This window comes from Faecalimonas hominis (genome assembly GCF_054660755.1).
Window position 1 is genome coordinate 118,123 of the sequence record NZ_BAAHSH010000023.1, and the last position, 21,172, is coordinate 139,294.

The window sequence follows — 21,172 nt, forward strand, 5'->3', positions numbered from 1 at the left end:
GGGAGGCAGTCATGAGAAAAGAAATATTAAGTTACATTGAGACACACAGCAGGGTGGAATTAAAGGAACTGGCAGTTCTTTTGGGCAGCGATGAGATTACGGTCGCAAATGAAATTGCCGATATGGAGAAAGAAAAAATTATATGTGGTTACCACACGTTGATTGACTGGGATAAGGCAGGTGTGGAAAAAATTACGGCGCTTATTGAGGTTCGTGTAACTCCGCAGAGAAATCAGGGATTTGACCGGATTGCCGAGAGAATTTACAATTATCCGGAAGTTTCCGCAGTATATCTTATTTCAGGAGGATACGATTTGCTTGTTACTTTGGAAGGAAAGACGTTAAAAGAAGTTTCCATGTTCGTTTCGGAGAAACTTTCACCGATAGAGTCGGTTATCAGTACGGCGACACATTTCATTTTAAAGAAATACAAAGACCATTCCACCATACTGGTAAACAAGTCTAAAGGGGAAAGGATACCGGTGATGCCATAATGAGAAATCCATTATCAGAGAAAATTGTAAATATTGCACCGTCAGGCATACGAAGATTTTTTGACTTAGTCAGTGAGATGGACGATGCGATTTCGCTTGGAGTGGGCGAGCCGGATTTTGATACACCGTGGAGAATACGGGAGGAAGGGATTTATTCTCTCGAAAGAGGGAGAACATTCTATACGTCAAACGCCGGACTAAAAGAATTAAAGCAGGAAATATGCAGATATTTATCGAGAAAAATAAATGTAGAGTACGATTTCAGAAACGAGGTTGTCGTGACGGTAGGCGGAAGCGAGGGAATTGACATCGCCATGCGCGCCATGTTGGACAAGGGTGACGAAGTACTTATTCCGCAGCCGAGTTATGTTTCGTATCTTCCATGTACAGTACTTGCGGACGGTGTTCCGGTCATCATTCCGCTGCAGAGGAAAAATGAATTTAAACTGACGGTGGAAGAGTTGGAAAATGCGGTGACAGAAAAGACAAAAATACTTGTGCTGCCATTTCCAAATAATCCGACAGGCTCCATTATGACGAGGGAAGATTTAGAACCGATTGCAAAATTTGTGGTGGAACATGATCTGTTTGTTCTGTCCGATGAAATTTACTCGGAGTTAAGTTATAAAGGAGAACACATATCCATCGCGAGTTTTCCGGGAATGAAGGAGAGAACCATTCTCATCAACGGATTTTCAAAAGGATTTGCGATGACGGGCTGGAGGCTGGGATACGCCTGCGGACCGAAGAAAATTATTGAGCAGATGATTAAAATTCATCAGTATGCAATCATGTGCGCCCCGACAAATAGCCAGTACGCGGCGGTGGAAGCGCTGCGAAACTGTGAGGGGGAAGTGGAGGAGATGAGAAACGCCTATAATCAGCGCAGACGTTTCCTTGTCAGTGAATTTAAACGAATGAAATTAGACTGCTTTGAGCCTTACGGAGCATTTTACATTTTCCCGAGTATTCGGGAGTTTGGTATGTCATCGGAAGAATTTGCCATGAAGTTTCTGGCAGAGGAAAAGGTGGCGGTCGTGCCGGGGACGGCATTTGGAGAGTGCGGGGAAGGATTTTTGCGAATTTCCTATGCGTATTCTCTTGAAGATTTAAAGGAAGCAATCGGAAGATTGGAAAGATTTATCAACCGATTGCGGGAAAGGACGGAAGAAAATGCTTAATATTGTTTTATTTGAACCGGAAATACCTGCAAATACAGGTAATATAGGAAGAACATGTGTGGCGACAAACACAAGGCTGCACCTCATAGAACCTTTAGGATTCAGGCTGAATGAAAAGGCGCTAAAGCGCGCGGGCATGGATTACTGGGAAGATTTAGACGTGACAACGTACATTAATTACGAAGATTTTCTGGAGAAAAATCCGAATGCCAAAATTTATATGGCGACAACGAAGGCTCCAAACGTATACACAGACGTATCTTATGAGCCGGACTGCTATATTATGTTTGGAAAAGAAAGTGCGGGAATCCCGGAAGAGATTTTAGTGCAGCATAAAGAAGACAGTATCCGCATTCCGATGTCACAGGATATCCGCTCATTGAATTTGGGGAACTCCGTGGCGATAGTATTGTATGAGGCGCTTCGCCAGAACGGTTTTGCTAATATGGAAACGGAAGGACATCTCCACCGGTTGGAGTGGAAGGAGTAAAGTTCTGAATTGCTAACTGTGGACTTTAACTATAAAAAGTGTTATAACAATAACAGGCAGAAAGTTGGGAGAAACTTTATGAAATACAAAAAGAGTGTGCATAGAACATTTGCACTGATCACACAGGTGGGAATAAGTATGATTGTTCCGATTCTCATGTGTACATGGTTAGGCTCTTATCTTGAAGAAAAGTTTTCACTGCCGGTATTTATTCCCCTTGTCATTCTTGGAGTTTTGGCGGGCGGGAGAAATGTTTACTATTTAGTCAGACACGCGAATGAAGATTCAGAGGAAGAAGAAGATGACAAATAATTCAGCAAATGAAACATTAAAAGAATTAATCACGGGCATCATTGTATATGGAGCGATTGCACAGATTCCGGTGTGCTTTATTGCCACAGGGAATCTTTCTTATTTGTCTTTCGGATTGTGGATAGGCGTTGTCGTGGCAGTTGGAATGGCAGTTCATATGAAACGTTCCATAGAAGACGCTTTGGATTTAGGCGAAGCGGGAGCGGCAAAACATATGAGAAAAATGTATGCACTGCGGTACACGGCAGTGGTAATCGCGTTTGGTGCGACAGTTTATTTTGACGTTGGGAGTCCGATTACACTGCTTATCGGTGTTATGGGACTAAAAATAGGGGCTTATCTGCAGCCCTACACACATAAAGTGTTGTTGAAACTTAAAAAATCTAAGTAAAGGAGGTTGAAGCACGTGGGAAATGGACTAGGGATATTAGCGGCTAAAGAAGCGGACTTTATGATTCACTCACTTGTAAAGTTCAAACTGTTCGGCCAGGAGTTATACCTGACAACAACTCATGTCAGCATCTTTATCATATGCGTGGGGCTTATTATATTTGCTCTTGTGGCAAGGATAAAGTTAAAAGACACAGATGGAAAACCGGGTAAATTTCAAAATGCGGTGGAGTACATTGTTGAGATGCTGGACGGTATGGTACACGGTGGAATGGGCAAAAAAGGAATCCCGTATAGAAACTATATTGGAACGTTATTCCTGTTTATCCTGTTTAGTAATATCTCAGGATTGCTTGGTTTAAGACCACCAACAGCGGATTATGGCGTTACATTTCCACTTGGTATTATTACATTCTTCCTGATTCAGTTTAATAATATCAGGTACAACAAGTTCGGTGCATTTACCGACTTATTTAAGCCATTGCCGTTTCTATTCCCAATAAATCTGATTGGAGAAATTGCGGTGCCATTTTCATTATCATTGCGTTTGTTCGGAAATGTATTATCGGGAACAGTAATTATGGCTTTGCTTTACGGATTGTTATCCAATATTGCAATTGCATGGCCGGGATTTCTGCACATTTATTTCGATATCTTTTCGGGAGCAATTCAGACATACGTATTCTGTATGTTGACAATGGTATTTGTCAGTGACAAGATACCGGACAGAAAGTAACAAGAAAAAACAAAAACAAATTTTAGGAGGATTTAACTATGAATGGAATTTCAAATGAAGCATTAATTTTAGCGTGTTCAGCAATCGGTGCAGGTCTTGCGATGATCGCAGGTATCGGACCTGGTATCGGACAGGGTGTTGCAGCAGGTCATGGTGCATCAGCAGTAGGTAGAAACCCGGGGGCAAAATCAGACATTACATCTACAATGTTACTTGGTCAGGCCGTAGCGGAAACAACTGGTCTTTACAGTTTGGTTATCGCGCTTATTCTGTTATTCGCTAACCCATTATTAGGTAAACTGTAAGAATAACGGAAAATGAAAATAAGATAAGGAAGGAGGCTGAACCTTGGAACGATTATTTACCCTTGATGCACAGTTCCTTTTCGATGCTGTTGTGTTGGCGCTTAGTATGCTTGTCATGTTTACATTTTTATCGTATCTATTATTTGAGCCGGTAAGAAATCTTTTGGAAAAACGTAGACAGCGTGTCTTAGACGAGCAGGAAACGGCGAAAAAAGAGAGAACAGATGCGACTGCATATAAGGAAGAATACGAAAAGAAACTAAAAGAAGTGGATAAAGAGGCACAGGAAATTTTAAGTGCCGCACGCAAAAAGGCAATGCAGAATGAAGCAAAGATTATTGCTGAAGCAAAAGAAGAGGCAGCCCGTATTATAGAACGCGGAAATGCGGAAATTGAATTGGAGAAAAAACGTGCATTAGATGAGATGAAGCAGGAGATGATTACGATTGCATCTATGATGGCAGGGAAAGTCGTATCCTCTTCCATTGACACAAATGTACAGGAAAGTCTGATTGAAGAAACATTAAAAGAAATGGGTGACAGTACATGGCTAAATTAGTTTCTAAAACATATGGAGATGCATTATTTTCCGTAGCCATGGAGGAAAACCGTGTGGACGCTTTTGCTGAGGAGGCGAAAGGATTGTCAGTTATTTTTTCTGAAAATCAGGAACTCCGGAAATTAATGGATAATCCAAAGATTATTAAAGAAGATAAGATAAAACTTATCGAGGAAACTTTTACAAGTCATGTGTCAAAAGAAGTCATTGGACTGATAGCGCTTTTAATTTCAAAAGGGCATTCCAAAGACATTCCGGCCGTATTTGATTATTTTATTGCGCTTGTAAAAGAGGAAAAGAAAATAGGAACTGCATTTGTGACAACGGCAGTTGCTTTAAGTGATGCACAGAAAAGTGCTGTGGAAAAGAGACTTTTAGAGACAACCCGCTACGAAAGTTTCGAGATGAACTATTCGGTAGATGAAAGTCTTATCGGCGGAATGGTTATCCGTATCGGTGACAGGGTTGTGGACAGCAGTATTAAGACAAAACTTTATGAATTGTCTAAGCAGTTGAGAAGTATTCAGATATAAAATATAAAAGAAAGGTGGATTCGCTCCATGAATTTAAGACCAGAAGAAATCAGTTCTGTCATTAAAGAACAGATTAAAAGATATGCGTCAGATTTAGAGGTATCTGATGTGGGAACGGTTATTCAAGTAGCCGATGGTATTGCGCGTATCCACGGTCTAGAAAACGCAATGCAGGGAGAACTTTTGGAGTTTCCCGGGGAAGTATACGGTATGGTGTTAAACCTTGAAGAAGATAATGTTGGTGCTGTTCTCTTGGGAGATAACAGAAACATTAACGAAGGAGATACCGTAAAAACAACCGGAAGGGTAGTAGAAGTTCCGGTTGGAGATTGTATGTTAGGTCGTGTTGTAAACGCACTTGGACAACCTATTGATGGAAAAGGACCTATTCAGGCAAAAGCATATCGTCAGATTGAAAGAGTTGCCTCAGGTGTTATTTCCCGTAAATCAGTAGATACACCGTTACAGACAGGAATTAAGGCGATTGACTCTATGGTGCCAATCGGAAGAGGTCAGCGTGAGCTTATCATCGGTGACAGACAGACAGGTAAGACAGCAATCGCCATTGATACAATTATTAATCAAAAAGGACAGGGGGTAAAATGTATTTACGTTGCAATCGGACAGAAAGCGTCCACGGTTGCAAATATCGTACAGACATTTGAAGAGTACGGTGCGATGGACTATACAACGGTTGTTGCATCTACAGCAAGTGAACTTGCCCCACTTCAATATATTGCACCATATGCAGGCTGTGCCATGGGTGAAGAATGGATGGAAAAAGGAGAGGACGTACTGATTGTATATGATGATTTGTCCAAACATGCGACAGCATACCGTACACTTTCATTACTTCTGAGAAGACCACCGGGACGTGAAGCTTATCCGGGTGACGTATTCTATCTTCATTCAAGACTGTTAGAGAGAGCGGCAAGATTGTCAGATGAGTTGGGAGGAGGCTCACTTACTGCGCTTCCGATCATTGAGACACAGGCAGGCGACGTATCTGCATATATTCCGACAAACGTTATTTCAATTACGGACGGACAGATTTTCCTTGAAACAGAAATGTTCAACGCAGGTTTCAGACCGGCTATTAACCCGGGTATCTCCGTATCACGAGTTGGTGGTTCGGCACAGATTAAGGCGATGAAGAAAATCGCAGGACCGATCCGTATCGACCTTGCGCAGTATCGTGAACTGGCAGCGTTCGCACAGTTTGGTTCAGAACTTGACGCTGATACAACAGAACGTCTTGCACAGGGAGCGCGTATCAAGGAAATGTTGAAACAGCCGCAGTATCAGCCGATGCCGGTTGAATATCAGGTCATTATCATTTACGCTGCAACACAGAAATATCTGTTGGATATTCCGGTAGAGCGTGTTCTTGAATTTGAAAAAGGATTGTTTGACTTTATTCAGACAAAATATCCGGAAATTCCGGAAGCAATCAAAGTAGAAAAAGTGATTTCAGATAAGACAGAAGAAGCACTTGTAAATGCAATTAATGAGTTCAAAAAAGAATTCTAAATAGAGGAGAATTGTCATGGCATCAATGAGAGAAATAAAACGGCGTAAGAGCAGTGTACAGAGTACACAGCAGATTACAAAAGCCATGAAACTTATTTCTACCGTAAAACTGCAGAAAGCAAGAATGCGTGCAGAGAATTCAAAGGCATACTTTGAGTGTATGTATTCTACAGTAACGTCCATGCTTGCAAAGGCGGGGAATATCGAACACCCATATTTGAAAGCGGGAGATTCAAAGAAAGTCGGCATTGTTGCCGTTACTTCCAATCGTGGACTTGCAGGGGGATACAACTCAAATATAGTAAAACTCATTACGGAAAGCGGTATCGCAAAGGAAGACGTTCGTCTTTATCTTGTGGGAAGAAAAGGGGCGGAAAGCCTTGTGAGAAAAGGATATGATGTTGCCCTTGACTGTTCCGACATGATAGAAGAGCCAACTTATGCAGATGCACAGGCACTGAGTAAAAGACTGCTTACGGATTTTGCCAATGGGGAAATTGGTGAGATTTATGTGGCGTATACATTTTTCAAAAACACGGTAACACATATTCCGACATTTAAGAAATTACTTCCTGTGGACACTTCGGCTGTTGCGGAAGAAAATGAATCGGAAAACAGTAACGTGCTTATGAATTTTGAGCCGAAGGAAGAGAGAGCAATCAGCCTTCTCGTTCCGAAATATATGACAAGTATCTTATATGGTGCGTTTGTGGAAGCGGTTGCAAGTGAAAACGGTGCCCGTATGCAGGCAATGGATTCTGCAACAAATAATGCGGAAGAAATAATTGAAGACTTGGCATTGAAATATAATAGAGCCCGTCAGGGTGCTATTACACAGGAATTGACAGAAATTATAGCCGGTGCAGATGCACTATAAGGCATCGGCAGTTATCTTTAGAAAAAGGTAGGAGTGAAAAAATGGCAGAGAAAAATATAGGTAAAATCACTCAGATTATCGGCGCGGTATTGGATATCAAATACGCCGATGGCAACCTTCCTGAAATCAACGAGGCGATTGACATTACAAGAAGTAATGGAGAAAAATTAGTTGTGGAAGTTGCGCAGCATTTGGGTGACGATACGGTTAGATGTATCGCTATGGGACCTACGGACGGACTCACTCGCGGTATGGACGCAGTTGCTACAGGAGCACCTATTTCCGTACCGGTCGGCGAAAATACATTGGGACGTATCTTTAACGTACTTGGAGAAGCAATCGATGAGAAACCTGCACCGACAGATGTAGAGTATGCACCGATTCACAGAAAGGCTCCTGCATTTGAAGAACAGGCAACAGAGGCTGAGATGCTTGAAACAGGTATCAAAGTAATCGACTTGCTTTGCCCTTACCAGAAAGGTGGTAAAATCGGTCTGTTTGGTGGTGCAGGTGTAGGAAAAACGGTATTAATTCAGGAATTGATTACAAATATTGCTACAGAACATGGTGGATATTCCGTATTTACAGGTGTAGGGGAAAGAACCCGTGAAGGAAATGACCTTTACTATGAAATGATGGAATCAGGTGTTATCAATAAAACAGCCATGGTGTTCGGTCAGATGAACGAACCGCCGGGAGCGCGTATGCGTGTAGGTCTTACAGGACTTACAATGGCGGAATATTTCCGTGATAAAGGCGGAAAAGACGTTCTTTTATTCATTGATAACATTTTCCGTTTTACACAGGCAGGTTCAGAAGTTTCCGCTTTGCTTGGACGTATGCCTTCAGCGGTAGGTTACCAGCCTACATTACAGACAGAAATGGGAGCATTACAGGAACGAATTACTTCTACAAAGAATGGTTCTATCACATCAGTGCAGGCAGTATATGTACCTGCCGATGACTTAACTGACCCGGCTCCGGCGACAACATTCGCTCACTTGGACGCGAAAGTCGTATTATCCCGTGCGATTACAGAACTCGGCATTTACCCTGCGGTAGACCCGTTGGAATCTTCATCTCGTATGTTAGATCCACACATTGTTGGGGAAGAACACTATAAAGTTGCCCGTGGCGTGCAGGAAATCCTTCAGAAATACAAAGAATTGCAGGATATTATTGCAATGCTTGGTATGGACGAATTATCAGAAGAAGATAAATTGACGGTATCCCGTGCAAGAAAGATTCAGAGATTCCTGTCACAACCATTCTTCGTAGCAACACAGTTTACAGGTTTTGAAGGAAGATATGTTCCGATTAGTGAGACAATTCAGGGCTTCAAAGAAATTCTTGAAGGAAAACACGATGATGTTCCGGAAGGATATTTCTTAAACGCAGGTAATATTGACGATGTATTGGCACGCGTGAAGTAGGAGGTGTTTCCTATGGCAGAGAACGTATTTGAATTGAGAATCATTTCCCCTGACGAAGTGTTTTATGAGGGAGAGTCGTCCTTCCTCGAATTTGTATCCGTAGAGGGAGAAATGGGTGTTTATAAAAATCATATTCCGCTTACAACAATTTTAGAGCCTTGTGTAATGAAAATTCATAAAGGGGCGGAAGTAAAAAAGGCGGTTATTCTCGGAGGATTTCTTGAAATTCTTCAGGAAAAGATTACCGTTCTTGCGGAAGATGCACAGTGGCCGGAAGAGATTGACGTTGCCCGTGCAGAGGAGGCAAAGAAACGTGCGGAGGAACGTTTGAACAGCAAGAGTGATTCTGTTGATGTTATCCGTGCGGAAGCGGCGTTGAAGAGGGCGGTAGCCAGAATTAACGGTGCGAAATAGAATAAATGTTAAAAGAGTTGATGTCTTGACAGAGGAAATCTGTCGGGGCATCAATTTTTTTTATTTTTTGTATAAAAAATCGAACTTTTTTCTTAAAAAAATGTATTGAAATAAATAATAACAGAATGATAAACTTTAGCAAGGTAACTTGCAGAATTTAAAGGACCTTTTTGAGAAAGAAAGGAGTAAAGACATGAGAAAGAAACGTTTTGTTTCAACACTTTTGGCAGGATCGCTTGTTTTAGGCACGTTTCTGTCAGGATTTGGAGAACTCGGCAAAGACATGATGAATGTTTTGGCAGCGGACACGGACACGAGGGAGTGGACGAACAATCCGGAGGTATTCCAAGTGAACAGGGAGAAAGCCCGTGCCACATTTTACAGATATGACAGTGTGGATAAGGCGAAAAAAGGGGATAAGCAAAGTTCGAGTTATTATCAGTTGCTGAACGGAGATGACTGGAAGTTTAGCTGGGCAGTAAAACCTGCTGACCGCATCGCGGCAAAAGACAAAAATTTCAACAAAAAAGACTATGACGACAGCAACTGGGATAACATTACCGTTCCGAGAAACTGGCAGACATATCTGAACAAGGACGGGTCGTTTAAGTATGATCCGGTTATTTATTCCAACCAGAACTATCCATGGATAAATGCTGAGGGAAAGAATTATAAAGATTACAAAGTCGGTCAGGCGCCGGAAGAATGCAATCCGGTGGGAACATACCGAAAGACATTCACCGTAGATTCAAGTTGGGAAGGAAAAGAGATTTTCCTGAACTTTGAAGGCGTGGAATCCGCAATGTATCTCTGGGTAAACGGGGAGTATATCGGATATTCTGAGGACAGTTTCACAAGAAATGAATTTAACATTACAGACGCATTGGATTTTTCAAAAGGCAATGAAAATGTAATTACGGTGGAAGTATACCGCTGGTGTGACGGAAGTTACATTGAAAATCAGGATTTCTTAAGACTTGCCGGAATTTTCCGTGATGTATATATGACGGCAAAAGAGCAGACGGAAATCAGAGATTTTACTGTTGTGACAGATTTAGATGAGAAATATGAAAACGCGGCATTGAATGTAGATGTGGATTTGAGAAATTTTGACGGTAAAAAAGATGGTTACAGTGTCAAAGGCTATCTCTATGATGCGGCAGGAAATCTTGTGACAGATACACCGCTGAGTGCGGAGGCATCATTTGGCGATAAGAAGGAGACAACCGTTAAATTATCCGGACAGATTACAAATCCGAAGAAATGGACGGCAGGGCACCCGAATCTGTACAACCTTGTACTTGTTCTTGAAAAAGACGGAAAAGAGACGGAAATTACGTCCGTAAAAGTCGGCTTCCGTGAAGTGGAGATTACGGATAAGGGGACAAACGATGCAAGACTTCGTGTCAACGGACAGGTTATTACATTGTACGGTGTAAACCGTCATGAAAATGATCCGGAGACGGGACGCTATCTGACGGAAGAAGATATGAGAGAAGAAATCGAACTCATGAAATCATTAAACATTAATGCAGTTCGTACGGCGCATTATCCGGACGACCCTGTTTTCTATGAACTGTGTGATGAGTATGGACTTTACGTTATGGACGAGGCAAATGTGGAATCTCATAACGGACGAAGCCAGTACAATGTTCCGGGAAGCATTTCAGGATACGTGGAAGCGGCAGAAGACCGTGCAATCAATATGCTGGAACGTGATAAAAACTATCCGAGTGTAATCATGTGGTCACCGGGAAATGAAACCGGTACAGGTGATTCGCTTCAGGCAGAGATTGACTATTTCCAGAACAATGACGATACACGAGTAGTACACTATCAGGGCTGGAACGCTAATGAAGGTGTGGACGTAGAGTCAAATATGTATCCGGAAATTGATAAGATTAAAACGAACTACACAAAACCGTATATTATGTGCGAATATCTGCACACAATGGGTAACAGCGGCGGCGGAATGATTGACTACTGGGATAAGATTAGAAAATACGGTATTTTACAGGGCGGTTTCATTTGGGACTGGGTAGACCAGACATTTAACACTCCGCTTATTGAAGACGGAAAATGGGACGGCAAAACAACATACTGGGGCTATGACGGAGACTGGAATAAGGGAGACTACTCCTCATGGAAATCAGGAAACACGGATTTCTGTGTAAACGGTATTGTTTCTGCAGACCGCACACTACAGCCGGAAGCATATGAAGTAAAACGTATTTATCAGGCGCTTCAGATGACTATGGCGGACGAAAAAGCACAGACGGTTTCTATTCATAACGAATATACCGACACAAATGCAAGTGAATATAAGATGCTTTGGAGTTTGGAAAAAGACGGAACATCAGTGCAAAAAGGAGAAATCACGGACGTTGACATTGCTCCGCTTGCAACAAAAGAGGTGAAAATTCCTTATACTGTTCCGACGGACGCAAAAGAGGGAGACGAATATTTCCTGCATATTCAATTTGTGACAAAAGCAGATACAAGTTGGGGCAAAGCAGGAGATATTGTTGCAGAGGCGCAGTTTGATTTGAACTTTGAAAAAGAGGCGGCAGATCGTGGTCTGGATACAGGGGCGATGAAGTCGTTTGAGGATTCCGCAGTAAAAGAAACAGAAAAAGAAGTGACGATAAAACAGGACGATTGGTCTGTTGCATTTAATAAGGAAAAAGGAAGTCTCTCTTCTTTTGAAGTAAATGGAAAAGAAATGATTGCGGAAGATTTACTTCCAAACTACTGGAGAGCATACACAGACAACGACAAGAAAGAGGCTGTTGATGCGAATTGGAAAAAAGCAAATGAAAATGCAAAGGTAGATGCTGTCAGCGTGACAAAGAGTGAGAAAGCAATCTATGTGACAATCGACCGTACATTGACAAACTGCTCAGATTCTAAAGACAGCCTGACATATACGATTTATTCTTCAGGAGATATTTTTGTGAAGAGTACATTGATTCCGTCTAACCAGATGGGAGATTTACTCCGTGTAGGTAACAGAGTGCAGTTAGACGAAAGTCTGGAAAATATGACATGGTACGGACGCGGGGAAGCGGACAGTTACAGTGACCGTAAGACAGGATACGATGTAGGTATCTATGAAAGCACTGTAAAAGATCAGTTTATAAACTTTGTGTATCCGCAGGAGACAGGAAATAAGACAGACGTGCGTTTCATGGCTTTGACAGATAAAGACGGAAACGGTCTGCTTGTTGATGCGACAGATCATCTGCTTGAGATGAGTGCATTGCACTATACACAGGAAGATTTGGATAAGGCGGGACACCCATATCAATTAGAAGGAACAAAAAATACGGTACTTACGATCGACTATGCACAGATGGGACTTGGAACGGCAAGCTGCGGACCTGCAACTCTTTCAAAGTATAGACTTCCAAGTTCACAGACATATACATACACATATCATTTGAAAGCGCTTTCGGGAGAAACGAAAGAACAGATGGTGGAGGAAAGTAAGGTAACAGTTAAAGATGAGACGGTGCTTTTAAAAGGAATTAAAGTAGGAGAAAAAGACCTTCTGGGATTTAACAATGAAGTGACTTCATATACTTTCGATGCGTATGGAACAGAAGGGCAGGTTCCACAGGTAACCGCAACGGCCGCATCAGAAGATGTAAAAGTTGAGATTACACAGGCAGAGGCTATTCCGGGAACTGCGACGGTAAAAGCGACCGCTAAAAACGGATATAGCAGAACATATACGATTCAGATGGAAATGAGCAAAGAAATTCCATTGACAGAGGTAGGATATGATACAAAAAGAAGTACATCAGGTTACGCCGGCATTCATGTAAATGAGGATAATGGCGGAACGGCGCTCGACCTTTGGGTAGATGGAAAACGGACGACATTCTCAACCGGATACGGAGTAAATGCAGAATCTAAATTGTATTTTGATATCTCAGATTTGAATGTATCAAGGCTTCAGGTATATGGCGGAATTGACTGCCATAAAACACAGTCAAAAGACGGTGTGGAATTAGCGGTTTTCGTTGACGGAAATGAAGTAGAACGCTCAAAAGTATTAAAACACGGACAGAATGCGTATTATTTTGACATAGACGTTAAAGGGGCAGAAGAAATTATGCTGTATGCGGATATGCTCGGAAATAATGGACATGACATGGTTACATGGGGTGATCCGAAACTTGTAAAAGGTGACGGAGAACAGGAAAACGACCGGTTCGAGTTGAAAGATGATGCGAAAGCGAAAATGGACAGAGAAAACAATATTCTGTACGGTATTGCCTCAGGCACAACGGCAGGAGAATTGAAAAAGATGTTCAGGGAAATTGACGGAGCGACCATTACAATGTCCGAAGCGATGGGTGGCGAACAGTCAGACAGTTCTCCGGCAGCAACTGGATATAAATTAACACTTACGGTAAACGGTACAATCAAAGATACTCTGACGTTGGCAGTCAGCGGAGATATTGACGGAAGTGCAGACGGGCTTGTCACAGAGGCAGACGTAGAAAAGATGGAATCTTATCTTGCAGGAGAAGAGGCGGATACGCTTTACCTGCGCGCAGGAGATTTGGACAATGACGGAAAACTTACTGAAAATGATTTGAAACTGCTCAAAGAACTTGCAGGAGAGAAACCGGAAAATGTACCTGTCACGAAACTTACAATGAAAGGTATTCCGGGAAAAGTAAGTGCAGGAGATACGTTTACAGTGACCGTATCTGCGGAACCGGAAAATGCTACGGATAAGAGCGTAACATTTGAAAGTTCTAATCCGGCAGTGTTGAGAATTGATGAAAACGGAAAAGTCCGTGCTCTCGGAAACGGAGTGGCAACACTTAAAGCTACGGCGAAAGACGGTTCTAAGGTGCAGACAACAACTGAAGTTACCGTTGGAGAAGATATGTTGAAGTTAGATACGTACTATTTGACGGGAGATGGTGTTGAAGGCGCTATGGAAGCGGGAGAAGGTTATCAGGTGCTGAAATATGAAGATGCCGTATCAGGCTGGGGCGGTGTTCATATTAATAAGGCAGACACAGGAACAGATAAATCTACGACAGATATCAGCATGAAGATAGATAATCAACAGACAACATTTGCAAACGGTTTAAGCGCAAATACAAATGCACAGATTACATATGATTTGAGCAAGGTTGCCGGAACAGAGAAATATTTCCAGACATGGCTGGGAATCGACTACATCAAGGCGGGAAAAACAGGACGTGACGGTGCAAAATTCCTTATTTATAAAGAAGAGGTATCTGAAGAAAATCTGCTTTATGATTCAGGAATCATTAAACAGGCAGATGAAGCCCAATTTGTCAATTTAGATGTCAGCAGTGTAAACAAATTGATTCTCGTTGCAGATGAAGTGGAAAATAAAAATGATGACTGTGTGGACTGGGCAGACGCGAAACTTTATGTAAAACCTGAAGTGAAAGCGGATAAAGAGGCATTACAGTCAGTAATCGCTCAGGCGGAGAAGAAAGCAGAGAAAGATTACACATCAGAAAGCTGGAAAGTGTTTGCGGAGGCGCTTGCAAAAGCACAGGAAGTAAATGCAGACGATAAGGCAAGTCAGGAAGAAGTGGACAATGCAACGGAAGTTCTGCAGAAAGCGATGGACAACTTGAAAGAGAAAGAGCCTGAATTTATAGAGGCGGATAAAAAAGCGCTGCAGTCAGTAATCGCTCAGGCAGAGAAGAAAGCAGAGAAAGATTACACATCAGAAAGCTGGAAAGCATTTGCGGAGGCGCTTGCAAAAGCACAGGAAGTAAATGCAGACGATAAGGCAAGTCAGGAAGAAGTGGACAATGCAACGGAAGTTCTGCAGAAAGCGATGGACAACTTGAAAGAGAAAGAGCCTGAATTTATAGAGGTTGATAAAAAAGAACCTACAAAAACAGAACCTGTAAAAACAGGTGATACACAGATGCCATTTGTATTCGGTCTTGCAATGGCAGTTTCAGCAGCTGGAATTGTTGTAGTAAAACGTAGAAGAAAAGCAGATAAGTAGAATGTAAATTAAAGGAGACAGTATCCCGCTGGGGACTGTCTCCTTTAGTATATTTTTTGTACAAAATCGTAGAAAATCACACATATAGGATAGATTAATCTATATATTTTTGGGATAAGTGATAGTACAATGAAATAGGGAAAATCCCAATAAAATTTAGGAGGAGAAGACATGAAAAAGAAACACAGGTTTTTACCGCTTGTTTTGGCTTTATGTATGGGCATCTCAGGAATGACGCCAATCAGCGTTGAAGCAAAAGGTAAAGACAAGGGAACGGTAATCGATGTAACTGATTACGGCGCAGAAGCAGACAACGGAAAAGACAATGCGGAAGCAATTATCAAAGCAGTAGCCGCAGCGAAGAAAGCTTCAGATGCGGGAGAAAATGTAACTATCAGTTTTCCGAAAGGAAGGTATGATATTTATCCTGACAAAATTAAGGCAAGAGAGTTATACATTTCCAACACGGTAGGAACAGACCAAAACAATAAAATGAAGAAAATCGGTATCCTATTGGAAGATATGAAAAATGTAACAGTGGAAGGAAACGATTCCTTATTTATGTTCCACGGTAAAATGACAACATTTGCGGCAATTAATTGTCAGAATGTTACTTTCCAAAACTTCGAGGTGGATTTCCAGACACCGACAGTTGTGGACGTAACGGTTGAAAAGACAGAAGGCAACACTGCTACAGTGTACGTACCGGAATGTTACAACTATGAGATTAAGGGGACAAGCGTAAACTGGATAAGTGATAAGAGTCCTTACACAAATCAGCCATACTGGACAACAACAAACAACATGGTTTACACACAGCGTTTCGATACAAAGACAGGTTTGACATGGAGAGGAAACACAACAAGCAATCCATTATTCCAAAATGTAAAAACAATCGAGGATATGGGAAATAACCGTTTGAAATTTACTTATAACAGCGGATTGAATTCAGAATTAAGACCGGGACTTTGCTATCAGATGCGTCCGACAGTTCGTGACCATGCGGGAACATTCTTCTGGAAGAGTAAAAATGTTGCATTAAAACATTTGGACATCTCTTTCTTACACGGTTTCGGAATGGTAGGACAGCATTCAGACACATTGACATTGGACGATGTTGATTTTGAAGCGCCGTTAGAAAGCGGAAGAACAACAGCGGGATATGCAGACTTTATTCAGATGTCAGGCTGTAAAGGAAAGATTGACATCAGCAACTGTACATTCTCAAATCCACACGATGACCCGATTAACGTGCATGGAACATTTAACCAGGTTGTAGAAGTTATTAATAATAAAACGTTTAAAGTTAGATTTATGCATAATGAAACAGCGGGATTTCCAAACTTTTTCGTAGGTGATACTGTCGAGTTTACAAAAATGTCAACATTACTTCCAGTGGAAAATTCTACGGCGAAAGTTGTAAAAGTGGACGGACCTGACGGAGAGGGCGGAAAAGGAAGTTCTAATAGTTTGACAGATATTATTGTTACGTTAGATAAAGAGATTCCTGGAATTCAAGCAAATCAACATGCAATCGAAAATATTACTTACACGCCGGAAGTACATATTCACGACAACGTGTTTAAAGAAACACCGACTCGAGGAATTCTTGTGACAACAAGAAAACCGGTATTGATTGAGAATAATACATTCGACGGTATGGGAATGTCGAGCATTTTCATCTCAAATGACGCACAGAATTGGAGAGAGTCAGGAAGAACAGAAAATGTGACAATCAAAAACAATGTGTTTACACGCGGAAAAGACAATGCAATCTTTGTAGAGCCGACAAACCCTAATGGTTCAGCACAGGCAATCCATAAGAATATGACGATTGAAGGCAATACATTCTATATGGAAGATAAGCATGTGTTAAATGCAAAGAGTGTAGATAACCTTACATTTAAGAACAACAAAATTTACCGTCAGGAGCCAAATGCAACAGTAAACGTAACTGTTGACGGAACGACGATGAAAGTCGGAGAGACAAAAGAGTTAAAAGCAACTACAACAAGCACGCAGTTAAATACAAGAGCGTATAAGTTTAGAGGCTGCTATAACGTGACAATCGAAGGCAATACATACGATGCCGGCGTAAATGCAGGAAGTTTACTTTCTGATAATACAAAAGAAAGTGACATTACTGTAAAAAATGATATTGTGCAGTTGAACAAAGATAATAAGACAGATTTGGGACAGGTATATTATCAGTCAAGCGACGAGAAAGTTGCAACAGTAACAGATAACGGTGTTGTGCGCGCAGTGAAAGAAGGAACAGTTACAATCACACCATACCTTGTTGCAGGAGAACGCAAATTCCCTGGAACACCGATTACACTCACTGTATCAGGTAAAAGTGATGTGACAATGCCGACAGAAATTACAATCTCTTCAGACAAAGAGACAACTGACGGTGCAAACGTACAGTATACGTCAAGTGTGAAAGACAGCACGGTAACATGGTCTGTTGTAGATGCGAAGACAGGAAAAGCAACAGATAAAGCGACAATCAGCAATACAGGATTGCTTACACCGAAAGCAAGCGGAGTTGTGGAAGTGGTTGCAAAGACAGTAAACGGTCTGGAAGCAAGAAAACTTCTCTCTATTCAGATGAATGGGCTGACACTTGGAAATGGCTTTACAATTGACAGTGAGCAAAAAGACGGTTGGAGCATTCCGGCAGAGAACAAGATTGAAATCAAGGCATTAAAAGGCGGACTTTGGAATACACAGACAATGCACAACTTATTTGGCTATAAAGTTGATAATGCCGAAAATGTAGAAGCAACAATTAAAATGGAAGGTTTGACTCAGTCGAACTGGGACGAAGCAGGATTAATTTTCTTTAAAGATGGTGACCATTATGTTTCTATCGAAAGAAAACATGGAAATAATTCTCCGAAAATAAAATTAGTAAATGAACCTGACCGGAACAGTCCGTCGGAAGTTGGAGAATCAAATGTTACAGAAAATACTGTTTGGTTTAAACTAAAAAAAGCAGGAGACAAAGTAACTGGTTCTTACAGTAAAGACGGAGCGAATTGGACAGATGTAAGCACAGTGACAAATGCAAATCTTGGAAATTCCTTCAAGATTGGTATGCTTGCAGGAACAGGAAGCAACAGTTCAAATGCGAAATTTACATTCTCAGAGTTAAAAGTAGATAACAAAACAGTTAACTTGACAGCAAATGTAAAAGATTCTCTTCCAACTGCAACAGCAAACGTAACTTACAAACAGGCAGAAAATAAAGTAGAAGTATCTCACGAACTGACAGGTGCAACTGAAGCGGTTGTAAAATGGGCAGTTGCAGATACAGAAGGTGGAAATTACTCTGTTGTAGCAGGTGCGGAAGGAAAAACACTTACAACAACAAGAGCAATGAAAAACAAATATGTGAAAGCGGCCGTTGTTCCGGTAACAGCATCAGGCATCAGCGGAAACATTGTTTGGTCAAATGCAGTGCAGGTGACAGGAGAAGGACAGGACGTCGACATCAGCAAGATGAAATCTTCCAATGCATTATTAAAGACAGCGGAAGTTGATGGATTACAGACTCCATTTGAAACATTTAATCCAAAAACGTACCACTATTACACAACAGCGGGAATTGATGAACGCGCAATTACGGCAAACTTTGCGGCAGAAGATGAAAATGCAAAAGTGGAAGTGCTTTTCAACGGTAAAAAAGTGGAAGCAACTTCTGACTTAACATTACATAGCGCAAGAAATCTTATCGAAGTAAACGTAACAGCGGAGGACGGCATTACAACAAATCACTATAGATTTACGGTTAGCCGTACAGGAGAAAATATAACAGGCCTTTCTTCTCTAAGCATTAATGAGGACACTATTGCATTACAGGACAATGTATATACATATAAATATGCATTAGAAAAAGAAGGAAAGATTACAGTAAAAGCAACTCCGAAGTCTCAGAATGCAAAAGTAACAATCACAGTAAACGGTAAAGTTGCAAAAGAAGGTAAAGCAGATGCAAAACCGGGAACAAACACGGTAAATATTCTTGTATCTTCAGAAACAAGTGCAGCGCCGGCTGTTTATACTGTATTCGTTAAAGTTCCGGATTCTAACAATGCAAATCTGGAAGAAATGACATTTAGCGATAACGTACAGTTAAATGAAGTGTTTGACAAAAATACAGTAGAATACACAGGGCTTGCATCAGAGCCAAATACAGCAATTACAGTTGTTGCAGAAGAAAAAGACGCAAAAGTTGAAGTGATGGCAGGCGGAAAAGTTATCGGAGAAGGCGAAGGAAAAGTATATACAGCACATACACTCGCAGAAGGAGAAAATACACTCAAAGTAAAAGTAACTTCTCCAAACGGAAAAGAAACAAAAACATATACAGTAGACTTAAAGGGAACAGGAACAGTATATCTTTCGGATATGAACTGGGAATCACAGACATCAGGAGATGCCGGAAGCAACCCTACAAGAAAAGATAAGAGTTGTGGCGGAAATGCAATCAAGTTATGGAATGGAACAGAAGAGCAGACATTCAAAAAAGGACTTGGAAGCCATGCCAAATCTGAGATTGTATATGACCTTGAAGGCAAAGGATATGAAACTTTTGAATCCTATGCAGGCGTTGACCGCGAGGCATATAAAGACACACACGAAGCAGACATTACTTTCAAAGTATATGTAGACGGTGTGGAAAAGGCTACATCAGCAGTGATGAAAGACAATACGGCAATGCATCACTTCAAAGTAGATATTAAAGGCGCTAAAAAATTAAAACTTGTAATGGAACCGGGTACACACAACTGGAGCGACCACGGAGACTGGGCAGATGCAAAAGTCTTAAAACCATTTGAAACAAAAGAAACATTTACATTAACTACAAGAGTAAATGATGAAAAAATGGGAACGGCAGTTATGGATAATGAAAATGGTGTTTACGGTAAAAACACACTTGCAACATTAACTGCAAAAGCAAATGACGGTTATGAATTTGTAAACTGGACAGATGCAGACGGCAACGTATTAAGTAAAGCAGAAGTTTACAAATACGTTGTAACAAAAAATGAAGAACTTCAGGCAAACTTTAAGAAGAGTGATATGGAAGGCTTGAATGAAGTGCCTGTTATTCATGCGGAAGATAAGACATTGACAGTTGGAGATGAATTTGATCCATTGGCAGATGTTACCGCAACAGACAAGGAAGACGGTTCAATTACATTGACACCAGATAATGTTATCAAAAATGAAGTAGACACAACAAAAGCAGGTGTTTACGAAGTGGTTTACAAGGTGACGGATAGTCAGGGAGCATCGGTTACAAAGACAATTACTGTAACGGTAAATCCTAAAACTGAAGGTTTAAATGAAGTGCCTGTTATCCATGCTGAAGATAAGACATTGACAGTTGGAGATGAGTTTGATCCATTGGAAGATGTTACCGCAACAGACAAAGAAGACGGTTCAATTACATTGACAACAGATAATGTTATTAAAAATGAAGTGGACACAACAAAAGCAGGTGTTTACGAAGTGGTTTACAAGGTGACGGATAGTCAGGGAGCATCAGTTACAAAGACAATTACTGTAACGGTAAAAGAAAAATCCACAGATAAACCTGTGAAACCTAATAAACCTAATAAACCTGATGTGCCAAAGACAGGGGACATGACAAACTTTGGGCTTCTTGCTTCTATGTTAGCAGGTTCACTGGCAATACTGGCAGTTATGGTAATGGAAAGACGTAAAAAGAAGGAAAATAACTAGTACAGCAAAAACTTATTTTCCACTATACCAGAGGTTAATATAAAAACAGGGACGTAATGTCCCTGTTTTTATAATTAGCATTATAAATTTCTCCTTTCACTTTGCCTGAATCACGATTTTTATCTAAAAAACACAATAAAAATCT

General features: G+C 41.1%; 15 protein-coding genes. All 15 read left to right on the forward strand.

Annotated features, from left to right (window positions below):
- The first annotated feature begins 11 nt into the window (after positions 1–11).
- The 15 genes from ACYQ35_RS03470 to ACYQ35_RS03540 all read left to right on the forward strand — a co-directional run bounded on the left by ACYQ35_RS03470 (position 12) and on the right by ACYQ35_RS03540 (position 21,027).
- A complete protein-coding gene (locus tag ACYQ35_RS03470; RefSeq protein ID WP_009461785.1) occupies positions 12–494 on the forward strand; it encodes an Lrp/AsnC family transcriptional regulator in 483 nt (160 codons plus the stop codon).
- A complete protein-coding gene (locus ACYQ35_RS03475) occupies positions 494–1,675 on the forward strand; it encodes an aminotransferase class I/II-fold pyridoxal phosphate-dependent enzyme (RefSeq protein ID WP_009461783.1) in 1,182 nt (393 codons plus the stop codon). Before ACYQ35_RS03470 ends, ACYQ35_RS03475 begins: the two co-directional genes overlap by 1 nt.
- A complete protein-coding gene (gene trmL, locus ACYQ35_RS03480; RefSeq protein WP_459830321.1) occupies positions 1,668–2,165 on the forward strand; it encodes a tRNA (uridine(34)/cytosine(34)/5-carboxymethylaminomethyluridine(34)-2'-O)-methyltransferase TrmL in 498 nt (165 codons plus the stop codon). The genes ACYQ35_RS03475 and trmL overlap by 8 nt, the downstream gene beginning before the upstream one ends.
- 78 nt (positions 2,166–2,243) lie before the next feature.
- On the forward strand, positions 2,244–2,477 hold the full coding sequence (locus tag ACYQ35_RS03485) for an AtpZ/AtpI family protein (protein ID WP_459830324.1): 234 nt from the start codon (positions 2,244–2,246) through the stop codon (positions 2,475–2,477).
- The gene (locus ACYQ35_RS03490; protein WP_009461772.1) at positions 2,467–2,868 is read left to right on the forward strand and encodes a hypothetical protein; all 402 of its coding nucleotides are present in this window, start codon (positions 2,467–2,469) and stop codon (positions 2,866–2,868) included. The genes ACYQ35_RS03485 and ACYQ35_RS03490 overlap by 11 nt, the downstream gene beginning before the upstream one ends.
- Positions 2,869–2,883: 15 nt before the next feature.
- Positions 2,884–3,603, forward strand: coding sequence for a F0F1 ATP synthase subunit A (gene atpB, locus ACYQ35_RS03495; RefSeq protein ID WP_009461771.1), 720 nt, complete (start codon positions 2,884–2,886; stop codon positions 3,601–3,603).
- 38 nt (positions 3,604–3,641) lie between these two features.
- On the forward strand, positions 3,642–3,908 hold the full coding sequence (atpE, locus tag ACYQ35_RS03500) for an ATP synthase F0 subunit C (protein ID WP_009461770.1): 267 nt from the start codon (positions 3,642–3,644) through the stop codon (positions 3,906–3,908).
- A gap of 43 nt (positions 3,909–3,951) precedes the next feature.
- Entirely contained in the window at positions 3,952–4,467 is a 516-nt protein-coding gene (atpF, locus tag ACYQ35_RS03505; RefSeq protein ID WP_009461769.1) for a F0F1 ATP synthase subunit B, read from the forward strand.
- Positions 4,455–5,000: an ATP synthase F1 subunit delta gene (gene atpH, locus ACYQ35_RS03510; protein WP_009461760.1), complete on the forward strand. Its 546-nt coding sequence runs from the start codon at positions 4,455–4,457 to the stop codon at positions 4,998–5,000. The genes atpF and atpH overlap by 13 nt, the downstream gene beginning before the upstream one ends.
- Positions 5,001–5,027: 27 nt before the next feature.
- Positions 5,028–6,530, forward strand: a complete 1,503-nt coding sequence (atpA, locus tag ACYQ35_RS03515; protein ID WP_009461756.1) for a F0F1 ATP synthase subunit alpha — start codon at positions 5,028–5,030, stop codon at positions 6,528–6,530.
- 16 nt (positions 6,531–6,546) lie between these two features.
- Positions 6,547–7,407 carry an ATP synthase F1 subunit gamma gene (gene atpG, locus ACYQ35_RS03520; RefSeq protein WP_009461755.1) on the forward strand — a complete coding sequence of 287 codons (861 nt, stop codon included), beginning with the start codon at positions 6,547–6,549 and terminating at the stop codon, positions 7,405–7,407.
- Positions 7,408–7,448: 41 nt separating this feature from the next.
- Positions 7,449–8,840: a F0F1 ATP synthase subunit beta gene (gene atpD / locus ACYQ35_RS03525; protein WP_009461748.1), complete on the forward strand. Its 1,392-nt coding sequence runs from the start codon at positions 7,449–7,451 to the stop codon at positions 8,838–8,840.
- 12 nt (positions 8,841–8,852) lie between these two features.
- Entirely contained in the window at positions 8,853–9,254 is a 402-nt protein-coding gene (gene atpC, locus ACYQ35_RS03530) for an ATP synthase F1 subunit epsilon (RefSeq protein WP_009461747.1), read from the forward strand.
- A 193-nt stretch (positions 9,255–9,447) separates the two neighbouring features.
- On the forward strand, positions 9,448–15,273 hold the full coding sequence (lacZ, locus tag ACYQ35_RS03535) for a beta-galactosidase, LacZ type (protein WP_459830343.1): 5,826 nt from the start codon (positions 9,448–9,450) through the stop codon (positions 15,271–15,273).
- A gap of 171 nt (positions 15,274–15,444) precedes the next feature.
- A complete protein-coding gene (locus tag ACYQ35_RS03540) occupies positions 15,445–21,027 on the forward strand; it encodes an NPCBM/NEW2 domain-containing protein (RefSeq protein WP_459830347.1) in 5,583 nt (1,860 codons plus the stop codon).
- Positions 21,028–21,172: the final 145 nt, after the last annotated feature.